This is a genomic window from Pelagibius marinus, from assembly GCF_014925385.1.
Taxonomy (GTDB): domain Bacteria; phylum Pseudomonadota; class Alphaproteobacteria; order Kiloniellales; family Kiloniellaceae; genus Pelagibius; species Pelagibius marinus.
The window spans coordinates 37,982-53,912 of the sequence record NZ_JACSDK010000011.1 but is presented as its reverse complement, the minus strand read 5'-3'; the positions used below and the strand labels follow the sequence as shown (position 1 = coordinate 53,912).

16 protein-coding genes are annotated in these 15,931 nt (G+C 67.3%); 10 read left to right on the top strand and 6 right to left on the bottom strand.

Features of this window, described 5'->3' with window-relative positions:
- Positions 1-4: 4 nt before the first annotated feature.
- From H7X47_RS14495 to H7X47_RS14485, 3 genes are all read right to left on the bottom strand, one after another.
- Positions 5-250 (bottom strand): hypothetical protein, encoded by a 246-nt coding sequence (locus tag H7X47_RS14495; RefSeq protein WP_193369429.1) that lies wholly within the window; start codon positions 248-250, stop codon positions 5-7.
- Positions 251-542: 292 nt separating this feature from the next.
- On the bottom strand, positions 543-1,517 hold the full coding sequence (locus tag H7X47_RS14490) for an ABC transporter transmembrane domain-containing protein (RefSeq protein ID WP_227010503.1): 975 nt from the start codon (positions 1,515-1,517) through the stop codon (positions 543-545).
- 61 nt (positions 1,518-1,578) lie between these two features.
- Complete coding sequence (locus tag H7X47_RS14485) at positions 1,579-2,898, bottom strand: MFS transporter (RefSeq protein WP_193369428.1); 1,320 nt, start codon at positions 2,896-2,898, stop codon at positions 1,579-1,581.
- Positions 2,899-3,108: 210 nt separating this feature from the next.
- Here H7X47_RS14485 and H7X47_RS14480 point away from each other — a divergent pair, with 210 nt between their 5' ends.
- Genes H7X47_RS14480 through H7X47_RS14470 form a run of 3 tightly spaced genes read left to right on the top strand, consistent with a single transcriptional unit; the run spans position 3,109 to position 5,466 of the window.
- Positions 3,109-3,816, top strand: a complete 708-nt coding sequence (locus tag H7X47_RS14480; protein WP_193369427.1) for an ABC transporter permease — start codon at positions 3,109-3,111, stop codon at positions 3,814-3,816.
- The gene (locus H7X47_RS14475) at positions 3,809-4,582 is read left to right on the top strand and encodes an ATP-binding cassette domain-containing protein (RefSeq protein ID WP_193369426.1); all 774 of its coding nucleotides are present in this window, start codon (positions 3,809-3,811) and stop codon (positions 4,580-4,582) included. Before H7X47_RS14480 ends, H7X47_RS14475 begins: the two co-directional genes overlap by 8 nt.
- A gap of 38 nt (positions 4,583-4,620) precedes the next feature.
- Entirely contained in the window at positions 4,621-5,466 is an 846-nt protein-coding gene (locus H7X47_RS14470; protein WP_193369425.1) for an ABC transporter substrate-binding protein, read from the top strand.
- A 133-nt stretch (positions 5,467-5,599) separates the two neighbouring features.
- Here the strand turns inward: H7X47_RS14470 and H7X47_RS14465 are convergent, their stop codons facing one another.
- The 3 genes from H7X47_RS14465 to H7X47_RS14455 are packed head-to-tail and all read right to left on the bottom strand — an operon-like array spanning position 5,600 to position 8,304.
- Positions 5,600-6,229, bottom strand: a complete 630-nt coding sequence (locus tag H7X47_RS14465; protein ID WP_193369424.1) for an SAM-dependent methyltransferase — start codon at positions 6,227-6,229, stop codon at positions 5,600-5,602.
- Positions 6,230-6,233: 4 nt separating this feature from the next.
- Complete coding sequence (locus H7X47_RS14460) at positions 6,234-7,127, bottom strand: substrate-binding domain-containing protein (protein ID WP_193369423.1); 894 nt, start codon at positions 7,125-7,127, stop codon at positions 6,234-6,236.
- A gap of 58 nt (positions 7,128-7,185) precedes the next feature.
- Positions 7,186-8,304 (bottom strand): 5-methyltetrahydropteroyltriglutamate--homocysteine S-methyltransferase, encoded by a 1,119-nt coding sequence (locus tag H7X47_RS14455; RefSeq protein ID WP_193369422.1) that lies wholly within the window; start codon positions 8,302-8,304, stop codon positions 7,186-7,188.
- A gap of 479 nt (positions 8,305-8,783) precedes the next feature.
- Here H7X47_RS14455 and H7X47_RS14450 point away from each other — a divergent pair, with 479 nt between their 5' ends.
- The 7 genes from H7X47_RS14450 to H7X47_RS14420 all read left to right on the top strand — a co-directional run bounded on the left by H7X47_RS14450 (position 8,784) and on the right by H7X47_RS14420 (position 15,924).
- Positions 8,784-9,827 (top strand): TRAP transporter substrate-binding protein, encoded by a 1,044-nt coding sequence (locus H7X47_RS14450; protein ID WP_193369421.1) that lies wholly within the window; start codon positions 8,784-8,786, stop codon positions 9,825-9,827.
- A 377-nt stretch (positions 9,828-10,204) separates the two neighbouring features.
- Positions 10,205-10,732 (top strand): TRAP transporter small permease, encoded by a 528-nt coding sequence (locus H7X47_RS14445; RefSeq protein WP_193369420.1) that lies wholly within the window; start codon positions 10,205-10,207, stop codon positions 10,730-10,732.
- On the top strand, positions 10,729-12,051 hold the full coding sequence (locus tag H7X47_RS14440; RefSeq protein ID WP_193369419.1) for a TRAP transporter large permease: 1,323 nt from the start codon (positions 10,729-10,731) through the stop codon (positions 12,049-12,051). Before H7X47_RS14445 ends, H7X47_RS14440 begins: the two co-directional genes overlap by 4 nt.
- A 15-nt stretch (positions 12,052-12,066) precedes the next feature.
- Positions 12,067-12,639, top strand: a complete 573-nt coding sequence (locus tag H7X47_RS14435) for a hemerythrin domain-containing protein (RefSeq protein ID WP_193369418.1) — start codon at positions 12,067-12,069, stop codon at positions 12,637-12,639.
- Between the two features lie 317 nt (positions 12,640-12,956).
- The gene (locus H7X47_RS14430; protein ID WP_227010502.1) at positions 12,957-14,219 is read left to right on the top strand and encodes an N-acetyltransferase DgcN family protein; all 1,263 of its coding nucleotides are present in this window, start codon (positions 12,957-12,959) and stop codon (positions 14,217-14,219) included.
- Complete coding sequence (locus H7X47_RS14425; RefSeq protein ID WP_193369417.1) at positions 14,216-15,412, top strand: alanine/ornithine racemase family PLP-dependent enzyme; 1,197 nt, start codon at positions 14,216-14,218, stop codon at positions 15,410-15,412. The genes H7X47_RS14430 and H7X47_RS14425 overlap by 4 nt, the downstream gene beginning before the upstream one ends.
- A gap of 53 nt (positions 15,413-15,465) precedes the next feature.
- Complete coding sequence (locus H7X47_RS14420) at positions 15,466-15,924, top strand: hemerythrin domain-containing protein (RefSeq protein WP_193369416.1); 459 nt, start codon at positions 15,466-15,468, stop codon at positions 15,922-15,924.
- Positions 15,925-15,931: the final 7 nt, after the last annotated feature.

Sequence of the window (15,931 nt, the reverse complement as noted above, 5' to 3'; positions counted from 1 at the left end):
GCCGTCAGGCAGGCGAAGGCGCTATATTTGTTTCATCGATATTAAACTGCAATAAAATTCGTTTGTTAAATGGATAGAGCAGGCGCATCTTCCGGGCATCGGCGAATTGTCGCCGTCTATTGGAGCCCATCAAAATGGCATTCGGCAAATCCACCAAATCGGCGGGCGGCAAGAGCGGCTCGTCCTCCGCGTCCCAGGTGAAGGCTGCCCCCAGCAAGGGCGCCGGCACCGGCAAGTCGGCTGCCCCCAAGAAGTAGGCTCTGGTCCCCCGACCAGGGAATAAGGGGCTGAAGCGCCCATGACGATTTCCCGCTTGGTCCAAGGCTTCGCCATGGCGCTCGTCAACGCGGATAAGCTCCCGGCTCACGCCCACGGGTCCCCCGCCCGGCTATCCGCAGCGCGCGGCGCTTCGTCCCGCCGACAAACTACCGCCCGGCTGCCGTAAACGGCGGCAGGGAAAGGGCAACCGAACGAGGGGGCGGCCAGCGAAAACCGGCCGCCCCCGCCCTCGTTGAAGCCTTCCCCGGAATCTTCCTGCAGGGCTACATCCAACGCGCAATCATGCGGTGCTGCACGTTGGCCTGGGCGGCGACGCGGTAGTAGGCGACGAGCTCACGCAGCGGCGCCGAAAGCCGGTCGAAACCGGAGATGAAGGCCACCACCACGCCGATGGTGGTCTGTCCCTGGATCACCATGAAGCCGCCGATCAGCAGCACGCTGAGCGGCGCCAGGGCGCTCAGCAGGTTGTTGGCCGCCTTGAGACCGAATTTCAGCAGGAAGCTATGCAGGCGGTTGTCGTAGATGCCGTCGAGTTGGCCGGGCAGGTCGCTGTCCTCCAGGCTACCCTCGGTCTCCGGCAAGGCGGTGAGGCTGTCGCCGAGGGCGCGCATCATGCGTACGCGCGTGGCGATCAGGCGATTGATGCGGCGCTGGAACAGCGGCACCAGAACGATCTGCGGCAGGATGAAGACCAGGGAGACCAGGGCGACCAGGGGCTCGACGGCGATCATGTAGCCGCCAACGGCCAGCAGCATCGCCAGATTCGTGCAGGGCTGCGACAGCCCTTCACCGACAAAGCCGCCAAGCTTGTCGACCTCCTGGCCGATGACCGAGACGGCCTCGCCCGCCTCGCCATTTCCCTTCGGCTCCGCGCCGGCCTGGCGGCATTCGTAGATGCGCGAGAGATGCGCGCGGTTGTAGCGGATCGCGCTCTCGCTCAGCCAGCCCTGGTACATGCGCAGGACGTACTTGGTCAGCCCCTGCATCAGCAGGACCGCAAGGTAAAGTCCGGCGAAGAGCCACAGCAGGTTCAGATCCTCGTTGCCGATGACGCGATCGACGATGCGCCGCTGCAGTTCCAGCGGCACCGCGGTCAGCCCGGCCGTGAGCACGGCGAGCAGGCAGATCGTGACCTGATGCCAGCCGCTCATTCGCCAGACGTAGCGCAGCAGCGTCGCGGCGGGCGTGTCGTCGCCAGAGCGGGGTATCTTGCGCGGGGGAATCAGGAACTCGGGCATCTTGGGAACTCCCGGTGAAGTCCTGGCAGGTGAAGTCCTGGTGGGTAGAGGCTCTGGTGCGTCACGCCTCGCGCGCCTGTTCCTCGCGCAGACCCCAGGCGGTCAGCGCGGCCAGCGCACTCATGATGGCGAAAACCGCGAGCACCGTCGCCTCTCCGGCGGCCTGCGCCAGGAAGCCGAAGGCGCCGCCGGCCAGCAGCAGAATCCCGATCACGCTGTTGGAGAGCGCCGTATAAGCGGCGCGGTCGTCGCGCCCGGCCATGTCGACGATATGGGTGGAGCGGCCGAGGCGTACGCCCTGATAGGCGATCATCAGCACCAGCAGCAGCGCCGGGGCGGCGACGCCGCCGGTCAGCTGGCCCGGGGCCCACCATCCGACGAGCGCGCAGAGCGCCAGCACCGCCGCCGCGACCAGGGCGGAAAGCAGCAGCACCTTGCGGCTCGACTTGTCGGACAGGCGTCCCCAGACATAGCCGCCGCCCATGCCCGCCAGGGCCGAAGCGACGACGAAGAGGCCGAGCTGGCCCAGTTCGCCTCCCCCCTCGCGCCCGGCCAGCGCCAGCAGGTAGGGCGGCGCCAGCGCCGTGGCGGTCAAAAGGCCGCGGGTGGCGATGAAGCGCGTGAGCTGCGGGTCGCGCCACAGCAGGGAGACCTGTTCGCGCGCCACGGCAATGGGATCGCCGCCGCCCTCTGTGGCGCCGGATTGTTCGGCCAGGGTGGCGAAGACGGCGGCGGCCAGGATCCAGAGCCCGGCGGCCACCGTCAGGGCCGCGGCGATCGTCGCCAACGATTTCTCCAGCAGGCCGAGACTGAGCAGCAGGCCGAAGGCCAGCACCAGGGCGGCGGCGATGCTGCTCGCCGTGCCGGTCGCGGTGCCGCGGGTCGCCTTGGAGACCGTCTTGCCGAGTACGTCCTTGTAGCTCACCGAGCAGGCCGCGCGCGCGCTGGCGAAGACCGCCAGCAGCACCAGGATCGCCCAGCCGGCTGCCGCGCCGGTCAGGGTCAGCGCCGCCGCGGCCATGCCGAGCAGGCAGAGCCCCTGCACCAGACTGCCGCCGGCCCAGACCCACTTGCGCTGCGGCAGGCCGCGCACCGTGGCGGCGATGAAGAGCTGCGGCAGCAGGGCCCCGGCCTCGCGCAGCGGCACCAGAAAACCGATCATGAAGGCCGGCGCACCCAGCGCGGTCAACAGCCAGGACAGCACCAGCTTCGGGTCGACCAGGCCGTCGCCGGTCTTGGTCGCCGCCAGGCTGATCACGTGCTTGGTGAAGTTCTGCGGCTGCTCATCGCAGGCCTCTTCGGGAATGTCGCGGCAGACCCGGCCGTCGTCCTCGCTGGTCAGCAGCTCGTAGACCGCCTGCTGCGTTTCCTCGATGCCCACATCGCCCCCGAAAAATCGTTTTCTCCACGGCACTTAGAAGTATCGGTCGCGGTCGCGCCGGGACAAGGCCCGGCCTGCCGACTGCGCCCGAAACCTGAGGATTCCCTGGCTTTCTTGCCCTTTGATATGTTTATTTTCCGAATATCAGGAAATTTCGACAACTAACGCAGATTAGAGTATGCTGTGGGCCGGAGTTGAGGGGACCAGGTGATGCAGGATTTCGGGGCGGCCTTCGGCCAGGCCTTCGCCCTTATTCTGTCGGGCGACGCCGACCTGATGGAAATCATCGCGCTGTCGCTGCGGGTGACCATCCTGGCGGTGGCCATGGCCTGCGCCATCGGCTTGCCGCTGGGCGCCCTGCTCGCGGTCGGGCGCTTTCCGGGCCGCGGCGCCGCGACGGTCTTCGTCAACGCCCTCATGGGCCTGCCGCCCGTGGTGGTCGGCCTGGGCGTCTACCTGCTGCTGTCCAGCGCCGGCCCCCTGGGGGTGCTGCAGCTGCTCTACACCCCGACGGCGATGGTCATCGCCCAGACCATCCTGGTGACGCCCATCGTCGCCGCCCTCACCCGCCAGGTGGTGGAGGACCTCCACGCCGAGTACGACGAACTGCTGCGCTCCATGGGCGCGCGCCGCCTGGGGGTCATCGCCACCCTGCTGTGGGACGCCCGCTACTCGCTGCTGACCACCGCCCTGGCCGGTCTCGGCCGCGCCCTGGCCGAGGTCGGCGCCGTCATCATCGTCGGCGGCAACATCAACCACGTGACCCGGGTCATGACCACCACCATCGCCCTGGAGACCTCCAAGGGGAACCTCTCCCTGGCGCTGGGGCTCGGCATCATCCTGGTCGGCCTCTCCATCCTGGTGAACGGCCTCGTCATGGGGCTGCGCGGCAGCGCGGCGCGACTGGCCTATGCATGACGCCCTGACCAGCCCGGCGCGCCAGCGCACCACCGCGGCGGCGCCGGCCGGCGCCATCTGGCCGGTGGCGCTGGAAGACGCCAGCTTTGCCGCCGGCGACAAGACGTTGATCGACCGCCTGTCGCTGCAGCTGACCCCCGGCTTGCGCAGCATCGTTATGGGCCCCAACGGCGCCGGGAAGAGCCTCCTGCTGCGCCTTGTCGCGGGCCTGCTGCGCCCCAGTGCCGGGCGCGTCACCTTCGCCGGACAGCCCCTGGACGAGACCCTGCGCCGCCGCGTCGCCATCGTGTTCCAACGCCCGGTGCTGCTGCGCCGCTCGGTCGCCGCCAACCTGACCCACGCGCTGAAGACCTACGGCGTGCCGCGCGGCCAGCGGGCACAGCGCCTCGACGAACTGCTCTCGCTCGGCCAGTTGGAGAGCATCGCCGACAGCCCGGCCCGCGTGCTCTCCGGCGGCGAGCAGCAGCGTCTCTCCATGGTGCGCGCCCTGGCCGCGGAGCCGGACCTGCTGCTGCTCGACGAGCCCACCGCCAGCCTGGACCCCCAGGCCACCGCCGCCATCGAGGCCCTGGTCAGCCAGGCCGCCGCCAAGGGCGTCAAGATCGTCATGGTCACCCACGACCGCGGCCAGGCGCTGCGGCTGGCCGACGAGGTGCTGTTCCTGCACCGCGGCCAGCTGGCCGAGCGCGCCCCGGCCGAGACCTTCTTCGCGCAGCCGCAGTCGGCGGCGGCGCAGGCCTACCTGGAGGGCCGCCTGCTTCTCTGAACCCAAACAGATCAGTCTAAGAATACGGGAGACGCTTAATGATCAGACGTTCGTTCCTCACCCTGACGCTTCTGGGCGCCGCCGCGGCGACCGCCGCCGGCCTGGCCTTCACCGGGCCATCCCAGGCCGAGGACAAGTTCATCGTCGTGCAGTCCACGACCTCGACCCAGAACTCCGGCCTCTATGACTACCTGCTGCCGATCTTCACCAGAGAGACGGGCGTCGAAGTGCGCGTGGTCGCCGTCGGCACCGGCCAGGCGATCAAGAACGCGCAGAACTGCGACGGCGACGTGCTGCTGGTGCACGCCAAAGCCTCGGAAGAGAAGTTCGTGGCCGCCGGCTACGGCGTCAGCCGCGCCGACGTGATGTACAACGACTTCGTCATCGTCGGCCCGGGCAGCGACCCGGCGGGCATCGCCGGCGGTAAGGACGTCACGGCGGCGCTCACCAAGATCAAGGACAGCAAGGCGGTCTTCGCCTCGCGCGGCGACGATTCCGGCACCAACAAGAAGGAGATGGCGCTCTGGAAAGCCGCCGGCATCGACCCGACGGCGGACAGCGGCAGCTGGTACCGCGAGACCGGCTCGGGCATGGGCGCGACCCTCAACGCCTCCGTCGGCATGGGCGCCTACACCATGTCCGACCGCGCCACCTGGATCGCCTTCGGCAACAAGGGCGACTTCGAGATCGCCGTCGAGGGCGACGAGCGCCTGTTCAATCAGTACGGCGTCATCCTGGTGAACCCGGAGACGTGCGCCAACGTGAAGGCGGACCTGGGCCAGGCCTTCATCAACTGGATTCTCTCCGACGAGGGCCAGTCCGCCATCGCCGACTACAGGCGCGACGGCAAGCAGCTCTTCTTTCCCAACGCCAAGATGAGCTGAGGTTCAAAGTTCCCGGGGTCGTGCCCTGCCCTTTCCCGGGTGGGGCGCGAACGAGGGGTGAATGGCCTCGTGCCGCAGGGCTCGCTCAAGTCCCATCTGCCGGCAGGGGGCCATTCATTTTCCATTCAAGCGATCAGGCGGGACGCCGCGCGGCGAAACGGACCACTTCCGCTTCGCCCCGGTGCCGGGGGCCTTCGTCGAGCCGCACCTGCCCGGCCAGGGCCTCGATCACCTGCAAGCCGGAAGTCGCCGCGCGCAGCTCCTCCAGGTCATAGAGCCGGTCGGGGTCGTCCGGCCCGATGCCGGGCCGCGGGCCCTGCGCCTTCGAAAACCCCTCCACCAGCAGCCAGCCGCCCGGCGCCAGCGCCGCCGCCGCGATCTCCAGCGCGCGCAGCCTGAGCGCCTGGGTGCCCTGCAGATAGATCACGAAGACCGCATCCCAGGCCTCGCCCGGCGCGGGCGACCACTCGGCAAGGTCGGCGACGATCCGCGTCACCGCGACGCCGCGGCGCCGGTCCAGGTCCTCCGCCCGCTCGGTCGCCACCGCGGAGCAATCCACCGCCGTCACCGCCAAGCCCTGCGCGGCCAGCCAGGCGCCATTGCGCCCGTCGCCGTCAGCCAGGGAGAGCACGCGCCGCGCCGCGAAGTCCGAGCGCGCGCAGACCATGCGCAGATACTCGTTGGGCGCCTCGCCGAAAGGCGGCTCCGTCGCCGCCCGGTAGCGCTCGTCCCAGCGCTCCGCCGAGGAAGTCTCGTCTGTCATGATGTCAGGGCGCGTTCCAGACCACCCGGCCGTGGCCGGAGAGATCGTAGCCGCCCAGCTCCGCCGCCTTGGCGGTGAAGGCCGAGGAGCCGCAGAAGCTCAGCAGCCGCTGGAAGGGCGGCTCGAACCAGGCGTGGCGGTCGACCACCAGGTCGAAGCGCTCCTCCACCGTCGGCAGGAAAGCCAGGCCGAACTGGCGGGCCATGGCCTCCAGCCCCGGCGCCGCTTCAGCCTGCCCGGAAGCGACGGCCGCCGCCGCCTCTGTCTCGGTGCGCGCGACCTCCACCAGGAAATCGACCTGCGAAGGACCGAGCCCGGCTTCCGCCAGCAGGTGGTCGAGCAGCAGGCCGGCCCCGGCCGAGGCCTGGCGCCGGACCACGCGCCGGCCGGCCAGGTCGGCGGCCGAGGTCACGCTGCCGTCCAGGGACTCGGCAAGCAGCAGGCCCTGCTGACGCCGGGCCCATTCGACCAGCACCACCGGGGCGCCGCCCAGGGCCTCGCGGACGTGGGCGACGTTCCAGTCGCGCCGCTCCGGCTCGTAGACGTGCAGGCCGGCCAGTGCCGCCTCGCCCGCCCGCAGGCGCTTCAGCCCGTCCAGGCTGCCGTCGAAGAAGGTGGCGAGGCCGGAGCCGGACTCGCGGATCGCCCAGTCGAGCAAAGGATCATGGCTGCCTGCGGCGATGTTGGCCGGCGCGGTCTTCGGTCGTGCAACCTCGCCGTCGGCGCCGGCCAGCCAGGCCTCGATCTCCGCGCGCGGGAACAGCAGCTTGCCGGTCACCCGGCGGCAGGGGATGCCGCCGGAGGCCGCCAGGTCGTAGACCTTGCGCTCCTTCACGCGCAGCAGCTCGGCAACCTCGCGCGTGGTCAGGAAGGTGGGCTCGGAACCTTCGACTGTCATGCCCTCTTCCTTAGACGTTCCATCGGAAGCGGGAAAGCCCCCTTGGCGTGCGCGGCTCTCAGGTCTCGCCCCAGACTTCGCCCGCGACGTCGACGCAGCGCGCCAGCTTCTTCCACTGGTCGTCCTCGGAAAGCTGGTTGCCGTGCGCGGTGGAGGAGAAGCCGCACTGGTGGCTGAGGGCGCACTGGTCGAGCGCCACGTACTGCGTCGCCTCGTCGATACGCTGCTTCAGCTCGTCCTTGGATTCCACCGCCGGGTGCTTGGAGCTCATCAGCCCCAGGACCACGCGCTTGCCCTTGGGCATGAAGCGCAGGGGCGCGAAGTCGCCGGAGCGCTCGTCGTCGTACTCCAGGAAGAAGCCGTCGATGCCCATCTCGTTGAAGAGGATCTCCGCCACCGGCTCGTAGCCGCCCTGGGCCACCCAGGCGCTCTTGAAGTTGCCGCGGCAGAGGTGGACGCAGACCGTCATGTCGTCGGGGCGGTCCTTGATCGCCTCGTTCACCAGGCGGCAATAGAGATGGGTCAGCTCGTCGGGATCATCGCCGCGCGCCGCCGTCCGCTCGCGGATCGCCGGGTCGCAGAGGTAGGCCAGGTTGGTGTCGTCCATCTGCAGGTAGCGGCAACCGCGCGCCGCCAGGTCGTTGATCTCGGCCCGGTAGGCGGCGGTGAGGTCGGCGTAGAAGGCCTCCAGGTCGGGATAGACCTCTTCCGAGATCGCCTGGCGGCCGCCGCGGAAGTGCAGCATGGAAGGCGCCGGGATGCAGACCTTGGGCGTGCGGCTGACGACGCTCGCCAGGTAGTCGTAGTCCGCGCCCTGGATCGACGCCACGTGGCGGATCGGCTTCTCGACGTGCATGGTCGGCGGGCGGAAGCCCACCTCGGTGCCGTCGTCCCGGCGAAAGGCCGCCGTGAACTCGCCGTAGGTCACGGTCACGCCTTCCAGGCGCTCCAGAAAGTCCACGTGGAAGAAGGTGCGGCGGAACTCTCCGTCGGTGATGCCTTTCAGGCCGACTTCTTCCTGCTTGGCGACCAGTTCGCGAATACATTCGTCCTCGACCTCGCGCAGGGCCTCGGCGCTCAGGTCACCGGCGGCATGGCGCCCGCGGGCCTCGACGAGACGCTCGGGGCGCAGAAAACTGCCGACGTGGTCAGCGCGAAAAGGGCGTGTACCGTGCATCAAAAAGCCTCCTGGTCTGTTCCGCTTACCGCGGAATCGTCGCTTCCCGCCCTGAAAGGCGGCGCAGGGGGTAGCCCCCACACCTTCTCGGTAGCGCGTCTTGCCGCTTTATACAACGCCCGGGCAGTCCTTGGGCCCGGGCAGTCCTTGGGCCCGGGCAGCCCTTGGGCCCGGGCAGCCCTTGGGCCCGGGCAGCCCTTGGGAAAGTGCGATCTGCGTCAAAACCGGGGCCGCCGCAGCGGCGCAGAGAGCGGGGTTGATCACGAGACATGGAAGCATCAAGCTAGACCCCAAATGAAGTCCGGCCGGGCAGCAGAAGCCGGACCTGAATAAGATCGCCCTCCCGAGGCTCCAGGGCCCGAGGCTCCAGGGCCCGAGGCTCCAGGGCCCGAGGCTCCAGGGCCCGAGGCTCCAGGGCCCGAGGCTCCAGGGCCCAGGGCTTTAGGTCTTACCGGGAGAGGCGTCAACGGGAGGCTATCATGAAAAGAAACGTTTCCTTCGCGCTGGCGTTCGCCCTCGCGGCTGCCGTCACGGTTTCGCTGCTGCCGGCGGCACAGGCGCAGGAAGTCACCCTGCGCCTGCACCAGATGCTGCCGCCCCAGGCGGCCATTCCGGCCAGGGCCTTGACGCCCTGGATCGAGAAGGTCGAAAGCCAGTCCGGCGGGCGCATCAAGGTGGAACACTACCCCTCGATGCAACTGGGCGGCGCGCCGCCCGCGCTCTACGACCAGGCCCGCGACGGCGTGGTCGACCTGATCTGGACCGTGCTGGGCTACACGCCGGGCCGCTTCCCGAAGTCGGAAGCCTTCGAACTGCCCTTCATGGTCACCACCGCGGAAGTGACCAGCCGCGCCTTCCATGAATACGTACTGGCCAACGCGCTGGACGAATTTAAGGACGTGCATCCTATCGCGCTCCACACCCACGGCGCCGGCCTGCTGCATGTGCGCGGCAGCGGGGTGCACAGCCTGGCCGACATGAAAGGGCTGAAGATCCGCACGCCGACCCGCGTTGCCGCCGGCCTGCTGAAGAACCTGGGCGCCACCCCGGTGGGGATGCCGGTACCCTCGGTGCCCGAGTCCCTGTCGAAGGGCGTGATCGACGGGGTCGCCATCCCCTGGGAAGTGACCCTGCCGCTGAAGATCTCGGAACTGGTCGACAGCCACACCGACTTTTCGGGGCGCCACGGGCTCTATACCTCGACCTTCATCTTCGCCATGAACCGCGACTCCTACGAGCAACTTCCCGCCGACCTGAAGAAGGTCATCGACGACAACTCGGGCCCGGAGGTCGCCGCCCTCTTCGGGCGGGCCATGGACGAGGTCGACGTGATTGGCCGCAGCGTCGCCGAGAAAGCCGGGAACAGCATCATCACCCTGGACGACGCGGAGACCGCACGCTGGCAGGAGGTCGCGGAGAAAACCAAGCTCGACTGGATCGCCGAGATGAAGGGCAAAGGCATCGACGGCGCCGCCCTGGTGGAAGACGCGCGCAGGCGGATCGAGAAATACAGCGGCCAATAGGGCCCGAACATGGCCAGGGAACCGCTTCGCCGGCGCGGAGGCCGCCCCCTCGGCGCGCGCCCCATATCACAGGCGTGGAAAGCGGGATGCCGGAATTCGCGGTCTCAGGTTCGATTTATCCAGGAATTTGTCCGAAGTCCCCCTTCCGCCCCGGCCGCCCCGGTGGCTGTAATGCGCCAAAAAAATAGGAAAAGAACGGGCAAGGGTGGGTCTTCGGCTATTACTATGCTGGTTGGAATTGTCGGGGGCGGGTCCCGCTGGCGGACGCCCGCGCGAAACGAATAGACTGCGCCCTGCCGCGGGCGGTCTGCGATACCCCCCGAAGGGGAGCTGTATCGGGCTGAACAGGATGGAAAGCTCTTTTGGGGACCTCGTCTATGCGATCAAGGATTGATCGGGCCGTCGAACGCATCGCGTTCTGGACCGCGATGCTCGGCGGCGTGGCGCTGATCGCCGTGCTGGTCCTGACCGTCGTCAGCATCATCGGGCGCAGCCTCATCTTCGCGGGTCTGGGCCCGATCCCCGGTGACTTCGAGCTGGTGGAGGCCGGCACCGCCTTCGCCGTGCTGACCTTTCTGCCGCTCTGCCAGTTCCACCGCGGCCACGTCACGGTGGATCTCTTTCTGTCGCGCGCGGGACGCCGCCCCAACGCCGTCATCGACGTGATCTCCAACCTGTTGATGACCGGCGCGGCCGCCGTCCTGACCTGGCGTCTCTACGACGGCATGCTCGACAAGCGCTCCTACGGCGAGACCACCTTCATCCTGCAGTTCCCGGTCTGGTGGGGCTACGCCGCCTCCCTGCTGGGCGCCGCCGCCTTTACCCTGGTCTGCGCCTACACCGTCGTGCGCAGCCTGCGCGAGACCCGGACGACCCACGGCGCGCGAAAGATCTCCGAGCGATGAGTCACCTGGAACTGGGTCTCTGGTCCTTCCCGCTGCTGCTGGCGCTGATCTTTCTGCGCGTGCCCATCGGCCTCGCCATGCTGCTGGTCGGCTTCTTCGGCACCTGGCTGGTGACCGGCAGCTGGACGCCGATCCTGGCGCAGATGAAGTCGCTGACCTACGACACCTTCTCCAACTATTCGCTTTCCATCGTGCCGCTGTTCCTGCTGATGGGGCAGTTCGCCACGCGCGGCGGCATGTCCCAGGCGCTGTTCAAGGCGGCGGAGACCTGGCTGGGCCACCGCCGCGGCGGCGTCGCCATGGCCGCCGTGGGCGCCTGCGCCGGCTTCGGCGCCATCTGCGGCTCCTCGCTGGCCACGGCGGCCACCATGGGCCAGGTCGCCCTGCCGGAGCTCAGGCGCTACGGCTACTCCGGCGCGCTGGCGACCGGCTGCCTGGCGGCCGGCGGCACCCTGGGCATTCTCATCCCGCCCTCGGTGGTGCTGGTGATCTACGCCATCCTCACCGAGCAGAACATCATCAAGCTCTTCATGGCGGCCATGGTGCCCGGCGTGCTGGCCGCCCTGGGCTACATGATCACCATCGCCATCTACGTGCGCCTGAAGCCGGACTCGGCCGGCCAGCGCGAGCCCGCCGACAGGGGCGAGCGGCTCTCCGCGCTGGTCTCCGTCTGGCCGGTGCTGCTGATCTTCACCCTGGTCATCGGCGGCATCTACCTCGGCTGGTTCACCCCCACCGAGGGCGCCGCCGTGGGCGCCGCCGGCACCGGGCTGCTCGCCTTCTTCAACGGCGGCCTCACCTGGCGCGGCCTCGGCGAGTCGATCACCGGCACGGCGATCTCCACCGGCATGATCTTCTTTATCGTGCTGGGCGCGGTCGTCTTCAACGGCTTCCTGGCCTTTTCCCAGCTGCCGCAGGAGACCGCCAACTATGTCGCCACGCTGGGGGTCAGCCCCTGGCTGGTGCTGGTGCTCATCCTGGCCTGCTACCTGGTCTTCGGCTGCGTCATGGACTCCCTGTCGATGATCCTGCTGACCATCCCGATCTTCTTCCCCATCGTCTCGGTCCTCGACTTCGGCCTGCCATCGGAGGAGCTGGCGATCTGGTTCGGCATCGTCGTGCTGATCACGGTGGAGGTCGGGCTCATCACGCCGCCGGTGGGCATGAACCTCTTCGTCATCAACTCCATGGCGCCCGACGTGCCGCTGCCGCGCACCTACGGCGGCGCCCTGCCCTTCGTGCTCAGCGACGTCATCCGGATCGCGATCCTGATCCTCTTCCCGACGATCACCCTGGGGCTGGTGCGGCTGCTCTATTGAGCTAGAGTGCCGGGCATGAACGACGACCTTCTCGATCTCGACAGGCGCAACGGCCTGCCGGCGGAATGGCTCACCCTGCTGTCGCGCCACCCGCGCAGCAGCTGGCAGAGCCCCGGAACACTAGGCATGACCGCGCAGTTCTGGCTCGACCGCCACCAGGCCTTCCGCCAGCTCGGCCAGGCGCTGCAGGACAGCATCGAGGCTCTACGCGCCGGCCGCAGCGCGCCCGAGGATTTCCAGGCGGGCTTCGTGCCGCGCCTGCGGCTCTTCCTCGGCGAGCTGAACGGGCACCACCAGGTCGAGGACCTCCACTACTTCCCGGTCTTCCGCCAGGCCGAACCGGATCTCGCCCCCGGCTTCGAACTGCTGGACCGCGACCACCAGACCTTGCACGCCGAGCTGATTGCGACGGCCGAGGCCGCCAACGCCCTGTTGCAGGCGCTCGCCCGCGATCCAAGCGCCGCGGAAGGCCCGCTGGAGACCTACGCCGAGATCAGCGGCGACCTGCTCAGTGGCCTGCTGCGTCACCTGGACGACGAGGAAGACCTTGTCATTCCGCTGATGATCGAGCTGGGGGAGATTGGCTGACGCCTCGGGGGGCAATGAGACGCCTTTACTCAGAGGTCCGCTCAGTCTCTCGCTGCGAACACAGGCAAGAGGGCGCTTTTGGTCTTAGATGTGCCAGGAGCGGAGATCAGCGAAAACGGGGCGCCTGTGGCCCTCTTCATCGCCGTTGGGGGCAGGGGACCGATCTTGCACCGCAAGTATAGAGCACAAGAAATACTGTCCTCACATTAAATATCCATCCGTCACCATGCTGAATAATGTTGGCACTGTGATTTGATCATGGGTTTCTTTTTATTGAAGTTAAATCGAACAAATTCGATAAACAATATTATTTTTAGTTGTTTTATCTGAAATTACCTCTATATCTCTTATGGCGCCACGGTATTTCCGAAATAATTACAGGTATTTTTATGCCCCTACGGCTCTCGGGACAATCAACGCGACTGCCATGCCCGGTCAAAGACGAGCCCCCGGTCGGCGCGCTGGCCATATCCCCTGACGCGCCCCTGCATACAGTGCCGGGCAGCGCCATCGTCTATTGCGAAGCGAATTTTGGCTCAATCGACGGCAAAACCGCCAACGGGCTGGTTCGTTACTCGCAGAAATACGAAATTCTCTCGGTTATAGATAGCTGCAAGGCCGGCCATGACGCCGGCATGGTGCTCGATGGAACACCGAAGGCTATCCCCATCTGCCGCGATCTTGCAGCCGCTCTGACACATGCCGGAGGTGTGCCCGACTATTTCATTTTCGGGATGGCGCCGGCGAGCGGTCTGCTGTCGCCTCAGGAGCGCGCCATCCTGCTCGAGGCAATGGGGCACGGGATGAACATCGTCAACGGTTTGCACGAGTTCCTCAGCGAGGATCCGAAATTCGTGGCGGCCGCGGTGTTGGCAAACGTAACGATCCTTGATGTCCGCAAACCGCGCGCGCTAAAGGGGCTTCGGACGTTCAGCGGTCGCATTGCCGAAGTCACCTGCCCACGTATCGCCGTGCTCGGCACCGATTGCGCCATCGGCAAGCGCACCACCGCTACCATCCTGACCCAGGCGCTCAACGATCGCGGCGTGAAGGCGGTATTGGTCGGCACCGGCCAGACAGGCCTGATCCAGGGCGCGCGTTACGGAATAGCGCTCGACGCCGTCCCGTCACAATTCTGCGCCGGCGAGTTGGAGGCCACTATTGTCGAGGCGTTCGAGGCGGAAAACCCCAACATCATCGTCGTCGAAGGTCAGGGCGCGCTGAGCCATCCCGCCTACTCTACCTCCTCATTTATCCTGCGCGGGAGCTGCCCCGATGGGGTCGTGCTGCAGCATGCACCGGGACGCAGCCATCGCTGTGACTTCGCAACGATGGCAATGCCGACTCCAGCCAGCGAAATCAATCTCATCGAGACCTTCGCCGACACAAAGGTCATCGGCCTGACGATCAACCATGAAAACATGACCGGCGCAGAGATCGACACCGCGATCACCCGCTACGAAGACGAGCTCGACATCCCCGTCACAGACGCCCTGACCCGTTCGCCGGAGCGCTTGGTGGACATGGTACTCGCCGCTTTTCCCGCGTTCGGCGTTGCGTTGACTGCCGGGGCGGGATGACGGCCCCACGGCTGGAAATCGACCTCGATAAAATCCACCACAACGCCCGCACTCTGGTCGACCGACTGGGCGCACGAGGCATTTCGGTCACCGGCGTCACCAAGGCGGTCCTCGGCGCGCCCGAAATCGCCGCCGCGCTGATCCGCGCCGGTGTGGTGGCTCTGGGCGACTCGCGCATCGGAAACATCGCGACCCTGCGCGGTGCGCGCATTGTCGCGCCGATAATGCTGATCCGATCGCCGATGCTGAGCCAGGTGGAAAAGGTCGTCGCGCAGGCCGAGACCAGCTTCAATACCGAACTCGACGTCGTCAGCGCACTATCCCAGGCCGCAATTGCGGCGCGGCGCACGCATGGCATCATGCTGATGGTCGAGCTCGGTGATCTGCGGGAAGGCATCATGCCCGGCGACCTTGAGTCATTTGTGCATGCGATGCTGGACTTTCCCGGCACCGCGCTTAGGGGTATCGGCACCAACCTCGCCTGCCGCAGCGGCGTGGCACCGGACGCCAGAAACATGGCCGAACTGTCGGTGCTGGCCGATTCGATCGATGCTACCTTCGGCCATCGACTTCGCCCCCGGCTCGGGTCTGCCGCCGGTTCCGGGCTCGAGATCGTCTCGGGCGGCAATTCGGCTAATCTCCAATGGGCTCTGAGCGGCGCCGATACGGGTCGGATCAACGATCTGCGCCTCGGCGAAGCAATCTTGCTGGGCTGCGAGCCGCTGCGTCGTCAGCCGATCGAGGGTTTGTACACCGACGCCTTCACGCTGATCGCCGAAGTGATCGAGACGAAGGTCAAGCCGTCAAAGCCGTGGGGTGATATTGCCCAGACCGCGTTTGGCGCGACGCCGACCCCTGCCACGGACCGGATTTCCGAACCCGCCGCCGAACAGAGCCGCACCACGCAGACAATCCTTGCCCTTGGGCGCCAGGATATCGATCCGGACGGCCTTCTTCCGCCTGCCGGAATAGATATTCTCGGAGCCAGCAGCGACCATCTCATTGTCGATTCCGGTGGCTCCCGTCTGTCCGTTGGCGCCGAAGTCCGCTTCCAGCTCAATTACAGCGCGCTGCTCCGCGCCATGACGTCACCCTTCGTTGTCCAGGTAGTGAAGACAGCCAGTGGTTGCCGCCAGTCCAAGACGAAGCAGCCTCCAGAAAGCGTGCAATTGGAATTCCAAGCTGCCAGCTGACGCTGCTGGCGCGCCATCCGCGCGAGCGCTGGCAGGACCCGGGGGCACTCGGCATGACCGCCGCCTTCTGGCTGGAGCGCCACGGCGCCTTCCGCAGCCTGGGCGATCTGCTGGAACAGGCGACGCAGCGCTTTCTCGGCGGCGGTGTCGAGGCGGAGGAGTTCCAGGGCTTCTTCGTGCCGCGCCTCAGGCTGCTGCTGGGCGAGTTGAACGGGCACCACCAGGTGGAGGACCACCACTACTTCCCGGTTTTCCGGCGCGCCGAGCCGAGCCTGGAACGCGGCTTCGACGCGCTGGACCGCGACCACGTGACCCTGCATGCCGATCTCCACGCCACCGCGGAAGCGGCCAACGCGCTGCTGCAGGCCCTCGCCCGCAGGCCCGACGTGGAAGCGCCGGCCGCGGCCTACGCCGAAACCAGCGCCCGCCTGCTACGCCGCATGCACCGCCACCTCGACGACGAGGAAGACCTGGTCATTCCGCTGCTGATCGAGCGGGGGGAGATTGGCTGACGTCTCG

Coding starts and splice junctions, on each gene's coding strand:
- H7X47_RS14460 (WP_193369423.1), bottom strand. CDS start 7,127: ATGACAGTCGAAGGTTCCGAGCCCACCTTCCTGACCACGCGCGAGGTT.
- H7X47_RS14480 (WP_193369427.1), top strand. CDS start 3,109: ATGCAGGATTTCGGGGCGGCCTTCGGCCAGGCCTTCGCCCTTATTCTG.
- H7X47_RS14450 (WP_193369421.1), top strand. CDS start 8,784: ATGAAAAGAAACGTTTCCTTCGCGCTGGCGTTCGCCCTCGCGGCTGCC.
- H7X47_RS14455 (WP_193369422.1), bottom strand. CDS start 8,304: ATGCACGGTACACGCCCTTTTCGCGCTGACCACGTCGGCAGTTTTCTG.
- H7X47_RS14445 (WP_193369420.1), top strand. CDS start 10,205: ATGCGATCAAGGATTGATCGGGCCGTCGAACGCATCGCGTTCTGGACC.
- H7X47_RS14465 (WP_193369424.1), bottom strand. CDS start 6,229: ATGACAGACGAGACTTCCTCGGCGGAGCGCTGGGACGAGCGCTACCGG.
- H7X47_RS14490 (WP_227010503.1), bottom strand. CDS start 1,517: ATGCCCGAGTTCCTGATTCCCCCGCGCAAGATACCCCGCTCTGGCGAC.
- H7X47_RS14420 (WP_193369416.1), top strand. CDS start 15,466: ATGACCGCCGCCTTCTGGCTGGAGCGCCACGGCGCCTTCCGCAGCCTG.
- H7X47_RS14440 (WP_193369419.1), top strand. CDS start 10,729: ATGAGTCACCTGGAACTGGGTCTCTGGTCCTTCCCGCTGCTGCTGGCG.
- H7X47_RS14470 (WP_193369425.1), top strand. CDS start 4,621: ATGATCAGACGTTCGTTCCTCACCCTGACGCTTCTGGGCGCCGCCGCG.
- H7X47_RS14425 (WP_193369417.1), top strand. CDS start 14,216: ATGACGGCCCCACGGCTGGAAATCGACCTCGATAAAATCCACCACAAC.
- H7X47_RS14475 (WP_193369426.1), top strand. CDS start 3,809: ATGCATGACGCCCTGACCAGCCCGGCGCGCCAGCGCACCACCGCGGCG.
- H7X47_RS14435 (WP_193369418.1), top strand. CDS start 12,067: ATGAACGACGACCTTCTCGATCTCGACAGGCGCAACGGCCTGCCGGCG.